Source organism: Bradyrhizobium sp. AUGA SZCCT0105 (assembly GCF_018129565.1).
Lineage (GTDB): Bacteria > Pseudomonadota > Alphaproteobacteria > Rhizobiales > Xanthobacteraceae > Bradyrhizobium.
In genome coordinates this window covers 258331-272435 of record NZ_JAFCMK010000006.1, presented here as the reverse complement: position 1 = coordinate 272435, position 14105 = coordinate 258331, and the positions used below count along the sequence as shown (strand labels likewise).

The 14105-nt window shown below is 63.3% G+C and carries 13 protein-coding genes; 7 read left to right on the top strand and 6 right to left on the bottom strand.

All coding sequences use genetic code 11. From position 1 onward, the window contains the following. The first annotated feature begins 16 nt into the window (after positions 1-16). Both JQ573_RS27340 and JQ573_RS27335 read left to right on the top strand, forming a co-directional pair. The gene (locus tag JQ573_RS27340) at positions 17-1102 is read left to right on the top strand and encodes an enolase C-terminal domain-like protein (protein ID WP_212314901.1); all 1086 of its coding nucleotides are present in this window, start codon (positions 17-19) and stop codon (positions 1100-1102) included. Between the two features lie 172 nt (positions 1103-1274). Beyond that, positions 1275-1985, top strand: a complete 711-nt coding sequence (locus JQ573_RS27335) for a hypothetical protein (protein WP_212314902.1) — start codon at positions 1275-1277, stop codon at positions 1983-1985. A gap of 27 nt (positions 1986-2012) precedes the next feature. On the opposite strand, the gene JQ573_RS27330 is transcribed toward JQ573_RS27335, so the two are convergent. Both JQ573_RS27330 and JQ573_RS27325 read right to left on the bottom strand, forming a co-directional pair. Beyond that, positions 2013-2795 (bottom strand): lipopolysaccharide assembly protein LapB, encoded by a 783-nt coding sequence (locus JQ573_RS27330; RefSeq protein WP_212315472.1) that lies wholly within the window; start codon positions 2793-2795, stop codon positions 2013-2015. 374 nt (positions 2796-3169) lie between these two features. Beyond that, on the bottom strand, positions 3170-4135 hold the full coding sequence (locus JQ573_RS27325) for a LysR family transcriptional regulator (RefSeq protein ID WP_212314903.1): 966 nt from the start codon (positions 4133-4135) through the stop codon (positions 3170-3172). A gap of 100 nt (positions 4136-4235) precedes the next feature. Between JQ573_RS27325 and JQ573_RS27320 the strand changes: the two genes are divergently transcribed. Further along, positions 4236-5063, top strand: coding sequence for an oxidoreductase (locus tag JQ573_RS27320; protein WP_212314904.1), 828 nt, complete (start codon positions 4236-4238; stop codon positions 5061-5063). A 42-nt stretch (positions 5064-5105) separates the two neighbouring features. Here the strand turns inward: JQ573_RS27320 and JQ573_RS27315 are convergent, their stop codons facing one another. The 3 genes from JQ573_RS27315 to JQ573_RS27305 form a co-directional block, all read right to left on the bottom strand. Further along, entirely contained in the window at positions 5106-6722 is a 1617-nt protein-coding gene (locus JQ573_RS27315) for a B12-binding domain-containing radical SAM protein (RefSeq protein WP_212314905.1), read from the bottom strand. 168 nt (positions 6723-6890) lie between these two features. Continuing rightward, the gene (locus JQ573_RS27310) at positions 6891-7355 is read right to left on the bottom strand and encodes a GNAT family N-acetyltransferase (protein ID WP_212314906.1); all 465 of its coding nucleotides are present in this window, start codon (positions 7353-7355) and stop codon (positions 6891-6893) included. Next, complete coding sequence (locus JQ573_RS27305) at positions 7330-8829, bottom strand: NAD(P)H-hydrate dehydratase (protein WP_212314907.1); 1500 nt, start codon at positions 8827-8829, stop codon at positions 7330-7332. Before JQ573_RS27305 ends, JQ573_RS27310 begins: the two co-directional genes overlap by 26 nt. A 354-nt stretch (positions 8830-9183) precedes the next feature. On the opposite strand from JQ573_RS27305, the gene JQ573_RS27300 reads away from it, so the two are divergent. Next, positions 9184-9522, top strand: a complete 339-nt coding sequence (locus JQ573_RS27300) for a P-II family nitrogen regulator (RefSeq protein WP_011441447.1) — start codon at positions 9184-9186, stop codon at positions 9520-9522. A 151-nt stretch (positions 9523-9673) separates the two neighbouring features. Further along, positions 9674-11083 carry a type I glutamate--ammonia ligase gene (gene glnA / locus JQ573_RS27295; RefSeq protein WP_212314908.1) on the top strand — a complete coding sequence of 470 codons (1410 nt, stop codon included), beginning with the start codon at positions 9674-9676 and terminating at the stop codon, positions 11081-11083. Between the two features lie 179 nt (positions 11084-11262). Here the strand turns inward: glnA and JQ573_RS27290 are convergent, their stop codons facing one another. Beyond that, the gene (locus JQ573_RS27290; protein WP_212314913.1) at positions 11263-11526 is read right to left on the bottom strand and encodes a tautomerase family protein; all 264 of its coding nucleotides are present in this window, start codon (positions 11524-11526) and stop codon (positions 11263-11265) included. A gap of 151 nt (positions 11527-11677) precedes the next feature. On the opposite strand from JQ573_RS27290, the gene JQ573_RS27285 reads away from it, so the two are divergent. Beyond that, on the top strand, positions 11678-12655 hold the full coding sequence (locus tag JQ573_RS27285; protein ID WP_212314914.1) for a GlxA family transcriptional regulator: 978 nt from the start codon (positions 11678-11680) through the stop codon (positions 12653-12655). A gap of 186 nt (positions 12656-12841) precedes the next feature. Further along, entirely contained in the window at positions 12842-14071 is a 1230-nt protein-coding gene (locus JQ573_RS27280) for an ABC transporter substrate-binding protein (RefSeq protein ID WP_212314916.1), read from the top strand. Positions 14072-14105: the final 34 nt, after the last annotated feature.

The following is a 14105-nucleotide window of genomic DNA, read 5'->3' as shown; positions in this document are numbered from 1 at the left end:
CCTTAAGGAAACGCCGATGAGCCAGACAGTTGCAGCGATTCGCGGAGTGAAGGCACGAAGCGTCGTGGTGCCGCTCAAGCGTCCTGTGAAGACCGCGTTTGGCGTCATCGATTCCGGTCCGCTGGTGCTAATCGATGTCGAAACCGATCAAGGCGTTACCGGCCGCACCTACATCTTCGCCTACAGCAAGCTCACACTTCACCCTCTCGTCTATCTGATCGAAGAGATCGGTCGCGAGCTGATCGGCAGGCCAGTCGCCCCGTTCGATCTGATGAAGGCGATGGACGCCAAGTTTCGGCTGCTCAGCGCGCAGGGTCTGGTGGGGATGGCCGTGTCCGGTCTCGACATGGCCTATTGGGATGCGCTCGGCCAACTTGCCGGCCGGCCGCTGGTCGAGCTGCTCGGCGGCTCGGCAAAGCCGATCAAGGCCTATGACAGCTATGGCGCGGTCGATCCCGTTGCGGACGAGCGCGCGCTGCGCCGCTCGCTCGACCAAGGCTTCAAGGGCATCAAGATCAAGGGCGGCGATGGCGATGCCGCCAATGACGAGCGCGTCGTGAAGGGCGTGCGCGCCCTGCTCGGTCCCGACATCGCGCTGATGATCGATTTCAACCAGTCTCTCGATCCGGCGGAAGCCACACGTCGCATCGCCCGGCTTGCGCCCTACGACCTGCACTGGATTGAGGAGCCCGTCCCGCAGGAAAGCCTGTCCGGCCACGCCAAGGTCCGCGAGACCTCGCCGACTCCGATCCAGGCCGGCGAGAACTGGTGGTTTCCGCGCGGCTTCGCCGAGGCGATCGCGGCCGGCGCATCCGACTTCATCATGCCCGACGTGATGAAGGTCGGCGGCGTGACCGGCTGGATGCAGGTCGCGGGACAGGCCGATGCCGCGTCGATCCCGATGTCGAGCCATCTGTTCGCTGAAGTCAGCGCGCATCTGCTCGCGGTGACGCCGACCGCGCACTGGCTCGAGTTCCTCGACTTCGCGGGCGCGATCCTCGCAAGGCCCGCCGAGATCATAGACGGCGCGGTGACCGCCCGCGGTCCCGGGCTCGGCATCGAATGGAACGAGCCGGCGGTGGCGAAGTATCTCGTGAGCTAGCGCCCGGCGCGGCGTTTCTCCGTTTGCTTCAGATTGTGTCTGCCCCTGCTTCTGATGAGGGCGGCAACGGATTGCCGTTTGTCTGACGCATGGCTGAGGTCGCCATCAATCGATCGTGAGCGAGAATTCACGACACCATCATGTAGGTCGATCGGGCGCACTGGAGCGCCCAATGACGAACAACAACAAGCTGACGCTCAAATTTCGCTGTCCGGAACAACTCAAAGGACTGATCCCGCGACCGCTCCCGGCGGCACAAGGCGTCCCCGACTGGCTCAAGGCCATGCCGGCGACGGCCTTCTCTTCGATCAACCTGCACGACGAGAACACCATCAAGCGCTGCCCGCCCTTCGTGGACGCGATGACCTGCGGGTTCCTGCTGCCGCTGGTCTGCGATCTCAAGGTCGAGGACGGCGAAATCACCTGGGATCACGACCTGCCGCCGGGAGGCACACCCGAATTTCCGCGCTCGCCGATCGGATTTCACGACCCGGGTCAGGTCCGCGGCACACCATTATTCGAAGCGGGCCGCTTCTTTCTCAAATTCCACAATCTGTGGACCGTCGAAGCGCCTGAAGGCTACGCGATCTACTTCACGCATCCCGTCAACCGCTTCGACCTGCCGTTCACCACGCTCAGCGGTCTGGTCAATTCCGACCTCTATGCCGACAATTGGGTGCACTTCCCGGCGTACTGGCACGACCGGAATTTCCGAGGTGTCCTCCCGAAGGGGACCCCTATCGCGCAATGCATTCCGGTCAAGCGCGACGACTGGACTGCGCAGGCCTCCTCGTTCACCGCGGAAGAAGCCAAGCGCGTCGGCGAGTTCAGGAGTGAGCTCAAGCGCCAGCCCAACCTCTACCGGAGAAACTTCAGGGCCTGAGGCGCGACAAGATTTCGTCCGATCCGCTCAACCTGCTTCCCCGCCGAGGAATCTCGCAGCGTCGCGCTGCGCGAAGAAGAAGCGGCCACGCGATCCCGCGGCCATGACGAATGCCGCGCGTCCCAACAGCTGGGGCTGACCACGAATGACGGAGCGCAGCGCCGCCTCGGCAGCGTCGCGCTCACCCTGCTCGAACAGCGATGTGGCGAGGTAGGCGCGGGTCGAGCGATCGTCGGGGTACTGGGCGAGCACGCGGCGGAACGCATCCGCGGCCGCGGCGTAGTCGCCATGCAGGATCAGGACCCGCCCGAGCTGGTTGAGAACATCGAGGCGTCCCGGCGCAGCATCACGTGCGGCTGTCAGGACACGCGCAGCCCGCGCGAATTCATTGGTATCGTGCAGCAGCCGCCCGAGATCGAGCTTCAGATCGACGCTGTCGGGGGCCAGCGCGAGGCCAGCCTCGACCGTGCTGATCGCCTCGTCGTATTGACCGGCCTTGGCAAGCTGGCCGGCGAGTTCCTGAAACGAAGGGAAATATGGCGGGCGGCGTGCCGCCGTGCGCCGCAGCTGCGCGATGCCGTCCGTGGCACGCCCTGCACCGCACAGCAATGCGCCGAGCAAAGTCTCAACCTCTCCGTCATCGCCGCGGCGTGCAACCCTTTCCAGCGGTGCGATCGCCTCGTCTCCGCGGTTCTGCCCCCTCAAGGCATGCGCGAGGAGAAGCGCTGCGTTCCTGTCCGTGCGGTTGGATTTCAGGATGTTGGCCGCAATCTGCTCGGCTTGAGCGAACTGCTGCGTTCGTAACGCCATTGCGCCTTGTTGCAGCGCTTGAGCGAGGAAATTGTTTTGCCTGCCACTCACGGGAAGCTTCTGGAGGGATGCGAGAGAGAATGTCGTTGGGCCTTAGCCCGCGTCTCTCCGCGCGTCCAACAACAGTCTCGTGAAAAACGGCAAGGCGGAACAAGCGCGGAAAGGCCGGCACGGTGTCCACGTCGACGTGAGCCGGACATCGCGTGTTTCATTTCGTTTCCACCCGATCATTGCCGGCTCTTCTCATGCGGGAGAAATCCGGTTCTCGGGCACTGAAGTGCTCCAGTATCGCACAACCCGATGAAGACGCGTCGCCTCCTCAAGGCAAGCGTCGAGGTGGTGCCGCATCTGTAGAGGGCCGATGTGGCGACGGCTCAAGCGCGCTTGCGACGATCGCCCGATCGTTTGGCCGGGGGCGAGCGGACCTCCCCGCCCCTGGCGGCCAACTTCGTCTCCTCTCGCACCATGTCGACGAAAGCACGAAGCCCGGCCGTCATGTGCCGGTGCCGCGGATAGTAGAGGCGCAAGCCGGGAAATGGCGGCGTCCAGTCGTCCAGCACGGCGCGCAGGGTACCGGCGGCGAGATGCCCCGTCACCCAAAAATCGCTGACGAACGCCAGTCCCAGGCCGTCGAGAGCGGCCTCGACCATCAGGGTGTCATTGTCGAGGGTCAGCCTGCCCCGGACATCCACCACCATCTGCTCGCCGCCGCGCTTCTCGAACTCCCAGTGGTACAGCTTGCCGCTGGGCATCCGCCTGCGAATGCACTCATGGGCGAGCAGATCAAGCGGAGACCGCGGCACCGAACAGCGTGCGAAATAATCGGGCGCGCCGACGACAATGAAGCGCGTGTCCGGACCGCAGGGGATCGCGACCATGTCCTGCGGCACGGCTTCGGCCAACCGGATGCCGGCATCGAAACCTTCCGCGACGATATCGATGGGACGTCCCTCCAGGGTCAGTTCGACGTTCATGTCGGGATAGCGCCGCAGGAACTTTGCCACGACCGGGCGGAGGATCTGGTGCGCGGCGCGCTCCTTCAGGTTGATGCGCAGCGTTCCCGCGGGCGTGTCGCGAAACTCGTTCACATCCTCCATCGCGCCGGCAATCTCGCGCAGCGCGGGACTGACCCTGGCGAGGAAACGCTCTCCCGCTTCCGACAGCGCGACGCTGCGCGTCGTCCGATTGATGAGGCGCACGCCCAACCGCTTCTCCAGGGCGGCGATCGAATGGCTCAACGCCGAGGGCGAAATGCCGAGTTCAGTCGCGGCCGCGCGAAAGCTGCGATGCGTTGAAATCGCGACGACGGCGTTCAGCTCGAAAAGGCCAGGATGCTGCATTGTTCGATTATCTGCATCAGGTCATGCCACTCTATGCCGATTATTGCACTAATCAAGTCGCCTATATCGAGCCGGCAATCTCGATCTGAAGGACATCTCCATGGCAAAGACTTTCCTCATCACGGGCGTTTCGTCCGGCTTCGGCCGCGCGTTGGCCGAGGCAGCATTGAGCGACGGCCATACCGTCGCCGGCACCGTGCGCAACGAGAATGACAAGCGGACATTCGAAGCGCTCGGCGCCGACGTGCACGCGGTGGTTCTTGACGTCACCAACACCGAGGCGATCGCGCCCGCCGTCGCCGACGTCGAGCGCAGCATCGGCGCGATCGACATTCTGGTGAACAATGCCGGCTATGGCCACGAGGGCATTCTGGAGGAATCATCGATCGACGATCTGCGACGCCAGTTCGAGGTCAACGTCTTCGGCGCGGTGGCGATGATCCAGGCGGTGCTGCCCTTCATGCGCAAGCGGCGCGCCGGGCATATTCTCAACATCACGTCGATGGGCGGGATCATCACGATGCCCGGCCTCAGCTACTACCATGGCAGCAAGTTCGCGCTGGAAGGGATATCCGAATCCCTCGGCAAGGAGGTCAAGGATTTCGGCATCAAGGTCACCGCGGTCGAGCCGGGCGGCTTTCGCACCGACTGGGCCGGACGATCGATGGTACGGGCGGAGCGGTCGATCGGAGATTATGACGCTGTCATCAATCCAATCCGCAAACGCCGCATGGAACTGAGTGGCTGGCAGGTCGGCGATCCCCAAAAGGCCGCGCAGGCGATGTTGAAACTCTCCTTGGCGGCCGATCCGCCGACACATCTGCTGCTCGGCAGCGATGCCGTGCGGCTGGTCGAGGAAAAAATGGAACTGCTGCAAGCCGAATTCGATGCGTGGAAGAGCGTTTCGCTTTCCACCGACGTTGCCTGAGTTGCGTCAGCTGCCCAAGAGTCCAGCGAACTTTGCCGTCCATCAAACGGCGTCGAGCTGAGCTCGCGGCACAAGCTCCGCGACCCTTACCGGAGGCATGGCATCCAGTTCGGCAATCCGGCGGTCAATCTCACCGATCACGTGCTTCGAGAACGGCCCGAAATGCAGGTACAGCGCCATCAGCATCACGATGTAGCGCAGTGCGCCTGGATTGGACTTGGCGACCTCGACGAAGGTCTTCCAGAACGGCTCGCGAACCTCCGGCAGGGTCCGCATGATCCTGTGTACGCCCTCGATGCCGCCAAGCTTCGTGCGCACGTCGCCATCGGGCAGATCGCGGCGCCGGTCGGACCGGTCGAGCATGACGGAAAGCCGCGACAGCCGCCCTGCATAGGCCGCCGGGCTGAACACGTGCCCGAGCACAGCCTTGTAGTCCACAAGGATGTCACGAAGCGGACGCTTGGTGTCGAAATTGCAGCCGAGCGTGCATTGGTCGCCCGCCTGCTCGACCTTCATGAGATCATGGCCTTCGTGCAGGCGGCCTTCCTGGGCCAGCCGCCGCGTCAGCTGTGTGCCAGGCAGCGCATAGAGCAGTCCGACCATGCAGACTGGAATGCTCGCCTCCTCGATGAAGTCGATCATCGCCTGCGCCATCGAGACTTTCTCGGTATCGAACCCGACGATGAAACCCGCGGTGACGAACATGCCATAGTCGTAAATCTTGTGAACGCTCTCGGCGATGTTGCGCCTGGTGTTCTGCTTTTTCTTCATCTGCACGAGGGTCTCTGGATCCGGGCTCTCAATGCCGACGAAAATTCCGAAGAAGTTCGCGTCCTTCATTGCCTGCAACAGCTCGCTGTCATCAGCGATATTGATCGAGGCTTCGGTCGAGAACTCGAACGGATAGTCTCGCTCTTCCAGCCAGGCTTTGAGCCGCGGCAGTAAGATGCGGAGGTTTTTCTTGTTGCCGATGAAATTGTCGTCGACGAAATCGACATGCCCACGATAACCATGATCGTAGAGCGCTTGCAGCTCAGCGAGAATCTGATCGGGGGTCTTGGTGCGCGGCACGCGCCCGTACAGCTCGATAATATCGCAGAACTCGCAGGTGAACGGGCAGCCACGCGAATATTGCACGCCAATAAAGAGATAATGATCGAACTTGATCAGATCGTAGCGGGGCATCGGGCTTAGCGTGACGTCGATCTTGAATTTCTCGGCGATGAATACGCCCTCGCGCTCGCCGCGTTCCCAGGCGGCGATGAATTCCTCGATGATGTGTTCGGCCTCGCCGATCACCTGGAAGTCCGCATCCGCGTAAAGGTGCGGGCTCGAGGAGACGTCAGGCCCACCGACACATACCGGCTTGCCGTGCCGGTGGGCGAGATCGATCAGGTGGAGAAAATCAGGCTGCTGGTTGAGCATACCGCCGATCATGACGAGATCGGCCCAGTCAAGGTCCGCGTCGGTCGAAGGCTCGGTGTTACGGTTGACGAGCCGAATCTCCCAATGCTTCGGCAGCATGGCGGCGACGGTGATCAGTCCGAGCGGTGCCGCCGGATACTTCGCGCCGACGAGTTCGCAAGCTTCCGTATAGTTCCAGAACGAGTCTGGAACGAACTTCGGATAGATCATTAGAACGCGGCAGGGACTCGTCATGGTGCTCCGGTCCGTACCACGCGGCTTTGAGGCTCAAGGGTACTTTCGCTCGTCGATACAGGCATTAAGTGCTCAAATGGTGGCCGATTGCCAGACGATCTTTCGTCCCGCCGTGAGCCCCGTCCTGTTCCCCGGATCCGCCCGGGGTCAGTCAATCCGATCAATATGTCATCCGCCGGCCCTGCGCGCCCAGAGATAGCGCACGTCCGGCTCCCTCTCCTCGTTGCGGCTGCCGTCGGTTTCCTCGACCGCGGCAAAACCGCGCGCCTCGTAGAAGCGGCGCGCCCGCGCATTGCGCTGGAAGGTCCAGAGTTGCAACTGGCCCGCGCCCTGCTGCGCGATCTCGAGCAGCGCGCCGCCGATGCCGCGGCCCTGCGCGGCCGGCAGCACATAGAGCTGCTCGATCCAGTCGTCGTGGAATGCGATGACGGCGCTCATCGCCTCGCCGTCGAACGCGCCCCACAGCGTGCAGGTCGCAAACATTCGCTCGCGATAGAACCAGCGATCTTCATCCGGCGTGTGCAGGCCCGCGAGCCACGGCAACGCTTCGTCGAACGCCGCGCGGTGCACGCGTGCGGCGGCGTCCATGTCGGCAAGCTGGAGCCGCCTAATACTCAATCCCGAACTCGTCATAGAGCCGGCGGAACACGGAAGGCAGCACTTCGGTGAGATCCTCCGCGATCAGGCCGGGCCCCGCCTCGCTGGCGCCTTCGCCGTGCAGCCACACACCGATGCTGGCCGCCTCGAATGCCGCGACGCCCTGCGCTAGGAAGCCGGCGATGATGCCGGCCAGCACGTCACCGGCGCCGGCGGTGGCAAGCCAAGGCGGCGCGTTGGCGGCGATGGTGGCGCGGCCGTCGGGAGATGCGATCACCGTGTCTGCGCCCTTCAGCAGCACCACCGCGCCGGAACGCTCGGCCGCCGCGCGGACGCGCTCGAGCTTCGAGCGGCCGGGATGCTTGTTGGAGATGTCGCTGAACAGCCGCGGGAACTCACCCTCATGCGGGGTGAGCACCACCCCAAGGCCGTCGGAGGCCTTGATCGCCTCGAACAGCCGGTCCGGAGTGCCGGCAAAGCTGGTCAGCGCGTCGGCGTCGAGCACCAGATGCCGCTGCGCCGACAGCGCGGTGTGAACGAAGTCGCGGGTGCGCGCGCTGACGCCCGCACCAGGGCCGATCACGCAGGCATTGAGGCGCTTGTCGTCGAGCAGTTCGGCGAACTGGATCGGATTGTCGACCGCGCGCACCATCACCGCGGTCAGCGCCGCCGCGTTGACAGCGAGCGCATCGCGCGGCGAGGCCAGGGTGACGAGGCCGGCGCCGGCGCGCAGCGCCGCGCGCGCGGCGAGCCGCGCCGCCCCGGTCGAGGCGATATCACCCGAGACCACGACGGCATGGCCCCTTGCGTATTTGTGGCCATCGATCCGCGGCACCGGGAACGACCAGCGCCAGACCTGCGGCAGATTCTCCGCAGTCAGCGGCTTGATCTCGTCGAGCACCTGCGCCGCGATGCCGATATCGGCGACGCGCACCCGGCCGCAATACATCCGGCCCGGCAGCAACAGGTGCGCAGGCTTCTTGCGGAAGAAGGTGACGGTCTCGGTCGCCTGCACGGCCGCGCCCATGACGGCGCCCGACGTGCCGTTGATACCGCTCGGCAGGTCGACCGCCAGCACCGGCGTACCGTTGGCGTTGATGGCCGCGATCATCTCCAGCGGGTCGCCCTTGACCGGGCGATTGAGCCCGGCGCCGAACAGCGCGTCGATGATCAGCGCCGGCTTGCCGAGCGCCTGCGGGTTGAACGGCAGCACCGGATACTTCCAGCCCTTCGCCGCCAGCGCCGCGTCGCCGTGCAGGCTGTCGCGCTCGCAGAGCAGGATCACCGACACGTCGCGGCCGCGCGCGGCGAGCTCGGCGGCGGCGACAAAGCCGTCGCCTCCATTGTTGCCGCGGCCGGCGACCACGACGATCGGCCCTTCCTCGACCAGCTCCATCGCGGCTTCAGCGACGGCTTGGCCGGCGCTCATCATCAGCGCGAAGCCCGGCGTGCCGGCTGCGATGGTCAGCCGGTCGGCGCGCTCCATCTCGGTGGTGGTCAGAACGTCCATGCCGAATCCTCAATCGCTTCGCCTTTTCGAGAGGCAATTCCTGTGACGTTCGCGGGGTTTCTACTGGCCGACTGCATACGGATTGATCTATTTGCCTATTTGTTGGGCTTGGATATCATAGCCCATGTGGTTCGATATCAGCCGACTGCCTGTTAAAAGGCTGATAACATTCCAAAATCGGGGACCTTAACAACTTGGCATAGACCCTGCTTTTGAGGAAGCCGCGCACAATGCCGCTCGATGCGACCATTGCGCGTGTTTCCGGCCACCCGCCGGAAGGCTTAAGACCAACCAGACTGCGCCCCACGCGCATCGAACTCGACCCTGCAATCTGCAATGCCCGGGAGGCGCTCAGTGAAGAAGATTGAAGCCATCATCAAGCCCTTCAAGCTCGACGAGGTGAAGGAAGCGCTCCAGGAAGTCGGACTGCAAGGTATCACCGTGACCGAGGCCAAGGGATTTGGCCGCCAGAAGGGCCATGCCGAGCTGTATCGCGGTGCGGAATACATCGTCGACTTCCTGCCCAAGGTGAAGATCGAGATCGTGATCGGCGACGACCTGGTCGAGAAGGCGATTGACGCGATCCGCCGCGCGGCCCAGACCGGGCGGATCGGCGACGGCAAGATCTTCGTCTCCAACATCGAGGAAGCCATCCGCATCCGGACCGGCGAATCCGGGCTGGACGCTATTTAAGCCCGGTGCTATCCGGATTTTCTGACGGCAAAAGAGAAAAAAGGCTGCTTCGGCAGCCTCATTTCGTTTCAGCAGTCACACGAACTCGCCAAAAGCGGGAATAACGTCCCTCTCCGCTGGAAACTGACCCGCACATCCATAAGGGGTATTCATGAAGACCGCCAAAGACGTCCTGAAATCGATCAAGGACAACGACGTCAAATACGTCGACCTGCGCTTCACCGATCCGCGCGGCAAGTGGCAGCACGTCACCTTCGACGTCAGCATGATCGACGATGACATCTTCGCCGAGGGAACGATGTTCGACGGATCGTCGATCGCGGGCTGGAAGGCGATCAATGAATCCGACATGTGCCTGATGCCGGACCCGGTCACCGCGACGATCGACCCGTTCTTCGCCGAGACCACCATGGTCATCACCTGCGACGTGCTCGAGCCGACCACCGGCGAGCCCTACAACCGCGACCCCCGCGGCATCGCCAAGAAGGCCGAGGCCATGGTGAAGTCGATGGGCGTGGGCGACACCGTGTTCGTCGGCCCCGAGGCCGAGTTCTTCGTGTTCGACGACGTCCGCTATTCGGCCGACCCCTACAACACCGGCTTCCGCCTCGATTCCTCCGAGCTGCCGATCAACTCGGCGACCGAGTATGAAGGCGGCAACCTCGGCCACCGCATCCGCACCAAGGCCGGCTACTTCCCGGTGCCGCCGCAGGACTCGGTGCAGGACATGCGCTCCGAGATGCTTGGCGCGATGGCCAAGATGGGCGTCAAGGTCGAGAAGCACCACCATGAAGTGGCGTCCGCCCAGCACGAGCTCGGCATGAAGTTCGACACGCTGACCCTGATGGCCGACCATATGCAGATCTACAAGTACTGCATCCACCAGGTCGCACACATCTATGGCAAGACCGCCACCTTCATGCCGAAGCCGGTCTATGGCGACAACGGCTCGGGCATGCACGTGCACCAGTCAATCTGGAAGGACGGCAAGCCGACCTTCGCCGGCAACAAGTATGCCGATTTGTCGGAAACCTGCCTGCACTACATCGGCGGCATCATCAAGCACGCCAAGGCGATCAACGCCTTCACCAACCCGTCGACCAACTCCTACAAGCGTCTGGTCCCGGGCTATGAGGCGCCGGTGCTGCTCGCCTACTCCGCGCGCAACCGTTCGGCGTCCTGCCGCATCCCCTATACGGCGAACCCGAAGGCCAAGCGCGTCGAGGTGCGTTTCCCCGATCCGATGGCCAATCCCTATCTCGGCTTCGCCGCGATGCTGATGGCCGGCCTCGACGGCATCAAGAACAAGATCGATCCGGGTCCGGCGATGGACAAGGACCTGTACGATCTGCCGAAGGAAGAGCTGAAGCAGATCCCGACCGTGTGCGGCTCGCTGCGCGAGGCGCTCGAGTGCCTCGACAAGGATCGTGCATTCCTCAAGAACGGCAGCGTGTTCGACGACGACTTCATCGACGCCTATATCGAGCTGAAGATGACCGAGGTCGCCCGTTTCGAAATGACCCCGCACCCGGTCGAGTTCGAGATGTACTACTCGCTGTAAGCTCTACGGCCACTCACGAATGCGAAAGGCGCTTCCATCGGAAGCGCCTTTTTGTTTTTGGGTGATGTAGCCACGAGGCGCGATCCGTAGGATGGGTGGAGCGAAGCGATACCCATCGTCGCGGACCTCGGCGAAAAGCGATGGGTTTCGCTGCGCTCTACCCATCCTACCGACTGCGGCTAGGCTTTCGCCTTCGCGACCCGCCGCCCGCCGGCATCGAGCGCCCCGAAATTGCCCGCGATCATGTCGGGCGTCGGGATCATGCCGCCGAGCGACCAGCTCGCCGGCTCGCCCTCCTCGATCTTGACCCAGACGTTGCGGCGGAAGTCGGGGTTACCCTGCCCCTCGACCTCGACCATGAGATCGGTAACGCGCTGCAGCAGCGTCTGCTTCTGCGCGACATCGAAGATGCCGCGGACGGTGGAAATGGTGACGTAAGGCATGGTCTCTCTCCATTGCTGAGTTGTGACAACGCAACGAAGATGGACCGGCGCGGTGCAATCAGGCAGTGGCCGATCGGACAGAGATCGGGCAATATCTGCCATGGCCTGCCTGCGCCGATCGGGTAGGATGGCGACAAATTCCGGAGGTCCCATGAAGCTTGCGATCCTCGCGCTGGAAGGCTGCATGCAATCGGCGGTCGCCGGCATCGCCGACATCCTCACGCTCGGCAACCATGTGATGCAGCTGCGCGGCGGCAAGGCGCGCTTCACCTGGCAGACGCTCTCGCTCGACGGCAAGGCGGTGCGCGCCGGCGGCGGCAAGTTGCTCGCCGTCGACGGCGCGGTCAGCAAGCGGACGGCATTTGACGCGATCATCGTGCCGGGCAGCCTGGTCGACCATCTGACCGCCGAGCGCCTGCAACCGCAATATGACCGGGCCGGCGCCTGGCTGCGCCAGCAACATGCCAGCGGCCGCCTGATCGGCGCGTTCTGCAGCGGCGTGCTGCTGCTCGCCAATGCCGGCCTGCTCGACGGCCGCCGCGCCACCATCACCTGGTGGCTGCAGAGCGAGCTCCGCCGCCGCCATCCCAGGATCGATCTCGCGAGCGACGCCGTGCTCACCCAGGCCGACCGCCTGGTCTGCGCCGCCGGCCCGATGTCGTGGGTCGATCTATTGCTGCGGCTGATCGAGCTCGTCGAAGGCTCGGAGGTCGCAAAGGTCTGCGCCGACTATGCGGTGATCGACACCGCGCAACGCACGCAGGCGATCTTCATGCCGCTTGGCTACATGCTCGCCCAGGATCCGCTGCTGATGAAGGCGGACATGCTGGTGCGCCGCACCGGCAAGGCGCCGATCACGGTGCGCAGCCTCGCGCAGGCGCTGGGCCTCAGCGAACGCACGCTGAACCGCCGCTTCCGCGAACTGACTCATGAGCCGCCGCAGGCCTTCATCATGCGCCGCCGGGTCGAGCACGCCCGCACACTGCTGGAGACCACGGCGCAGCCGATCAAGGCGATTGCCCGCGCCACCGGCTATGAGGACGAGAGCAGCTTTCGAAAAGCCTTCCGCAAGCTGACGCTGACATCGCCGCAGGCCTACCGCGCGCAGCGAGCGATGCGAGCTGCGTAGTTGCAAGCCGCCCGAAAGACTACGGTCAGCAATACTGACGAACCCACTGACGTGACGCGAGCCGACACGCAAAGCGGGATGTTCGGAATCGACAATTTGTGGAGTCGGGTGTTCACTTCCGCCAAGGACTCAACAGCAGTCCCCGGTAATACAAGCACATTCATTTTTTTCATGGGGAGAAACGAGATGTCTTTCGTCGCGCGACGAATGGCGGCGCTTTCGACCGCCATCATGATCCTCGCTGTCGGTGCAGGCAGCGCATTTGCCCAGAAGAAATACGACACCGGCGCAAGCGATACTGAAATCAAGATCGGCAACATCATGCCCTACAGCGGGCCGGCATCCGCCTATGGCACCAGCGGACGGGCCCAGGCGGCCTATTTCCGCAAGATCAACGCCGAGGGTGGCATCAATGGCCGAAAGATCACCTTCATCTCCTATGACGACGGCTACAGTCCGCCGAAGACGGTCGAGCAGGCGCGCAAGCTGGTCGAAGGCGACGAGGTCTTGCTGATCTTCGCCGCTCTCGGCACGGCCTCCAATGGCGCGATCCAGAAATACATGAACACGAAGAAGGTACCGCAGCTGTTCATCCAGACCGGTGCGACCAAGTGGAATGATCCGCAGAACTTTCCGTGGACCATGGGCTGGCAGCCCAGCTACCAGAGCGAGGGACGGATCTATGCCAAGCACATCCTGAAGGAAAAGCCTCGCGGCAGGATCGCCGTCCTCTACCAGAACGACGATTACGGAAAAGACTACCTGAAGGGCCTGAAGGACGGCCTCGGCGACAAGGCGGCGTCGATGATCGTGATCGAGGATGCGTATGAGGTGGCCGAGCCGACGATCGACACGCACATCGTCAAGATGAAGTCGATGAACGCCGATGTATTCGTCAACATTGCCACACCGAAATTCGCAGCGCAGGCCATCAAGAAGGCGGCCGAGATCGGCTGGAAGCCGTTGCATATCCTCAACTCGGTCGGCTCCTCGCTCGGCGCCGTGATCCAGCCCGCGGGCATCGAGAACGCACAAGGTATCATTTCGGTTGCCTACCTGATGGATCCGCTCGATCCGCAATGGAAGGACGACCCCGGCATGAAGGCATTCGACGAATATCTCTCCAGATATTTCCCCGATGGCAATCGAGCCGATGGCCTGGTGATGACTGGCTACAACGTCGCCCAGACGCTGGTTCAGGTGCTAAAGCAGTGCGGCGACGATCTCACGCGCGCCAACGTGATGAAGCAGGCTGCCAACCTGAAGGACTTCAGGACCACCAACCTGTTGCCGGGCATCAGCATGAACACCAGTGCGATCGACTTTGCTCCGATCAAGCAGATGCAGCTCAGACGATTCAAGGGCGACAGATGGGAGCTGTTCGGGCCCATGCTCAGCGCAGAAGTGGGAGGTTAACGCGATCCGTAGGATGGGTGGAGCGACTTGTCCG

What these genes read in the sequence shown, in the direction of transcription:
- JQ573_RS27340 (WP_212314901.1), top strand. Translation starts at nt 17, where the DNA reads ATGAGCCAGACAGTTGCAGCGATTCGCGGAGTGAAGGCACGAAGCGTC.
- JQ573_RS27335 (WP_212314902.1), top strand. Translation starts at nt 1,275, where the DNA reads ATGACGAACAACAACAAGCTGACGCTCAAATTTCGCTGTCCGGAACAA.
- JQ573_RS27330 (WP_212315472.1), bottom strand. Translation starts at nt 2,795, where the DNA reads ATGGCGTTACGAACGCAGCAGTTCGCTCAAGCCGAGCAGATTGCGGCC.
- JQ573_RS27325 (WP_212314903.1), bottom strand. Translation starts at nt 4,135, where the DNA reads ATGCAGCATCCTGGCCTTTTCGAGCTGAACGCCGTCGTCGCGATTTCA.
- JQ573_RS27320 (WP_212314904.1), top strand. Translation starts at nt 4,236, where the DNA reads ATGGCAAAGACTTTCCTCATCACGGGCGTTTCGTCCGGCTTCGGCCGC.
- JQ573_RS27315 (WP_212314905.1), bottom strand. Translation starts at nt 6,722, where the DNA reads ATGACGAGTCCCTGCCGCGTTCTAATGATCTATCCGAAGTTCGTTCCA.
- JQ573_RS27310 (WP_212314906.1), bottom strand. Translation starts at nt 7,355, where the DNA reads ATGACGAGTTCGGGATTGAGTATTAGGCGGCTCCAGCTTGCCGACATG.
- JQ573_RS27305 (WP_212314907.1), bottom strand. Translation starts at nt 8,829, where the DNA reads ATGGACGTTCTGACCACCACCGAGATGGAGCGCGCCGACCGGCTGACC.
- glnA (WP_212314908.1), top strand. Translation starts at nt 9,674, where the DNA reads ATGAAGACCGCCAAAGACGTCCTGAAATCGATCAAGGACAACGACGTC.
- JQ573_RS27290 (WP_212314913.1), bottom strand. Translation starts at nt 11,526, where the DNA reads ATGCCTTACGTCACCATTTCCACCGTCCGCGGCATCTTCGATGTCGCG.
- JQ573_RS27285 (WP_212314914.1), top strand. Translation starts at nt 11,678, where the DNA reads ATGAAGCTTGCGATCCTCGCGCTGGAAGGCTGCATGCAATCGGCGGTC.
- JQ573_RS27280 (WP_212314916.1), top strand. Translation starts at nt 12,842, where the DNA reads ATGTCTTTCGTCGCGCGACGAATGGCGGCGCTTTCGACCGCCATCATG.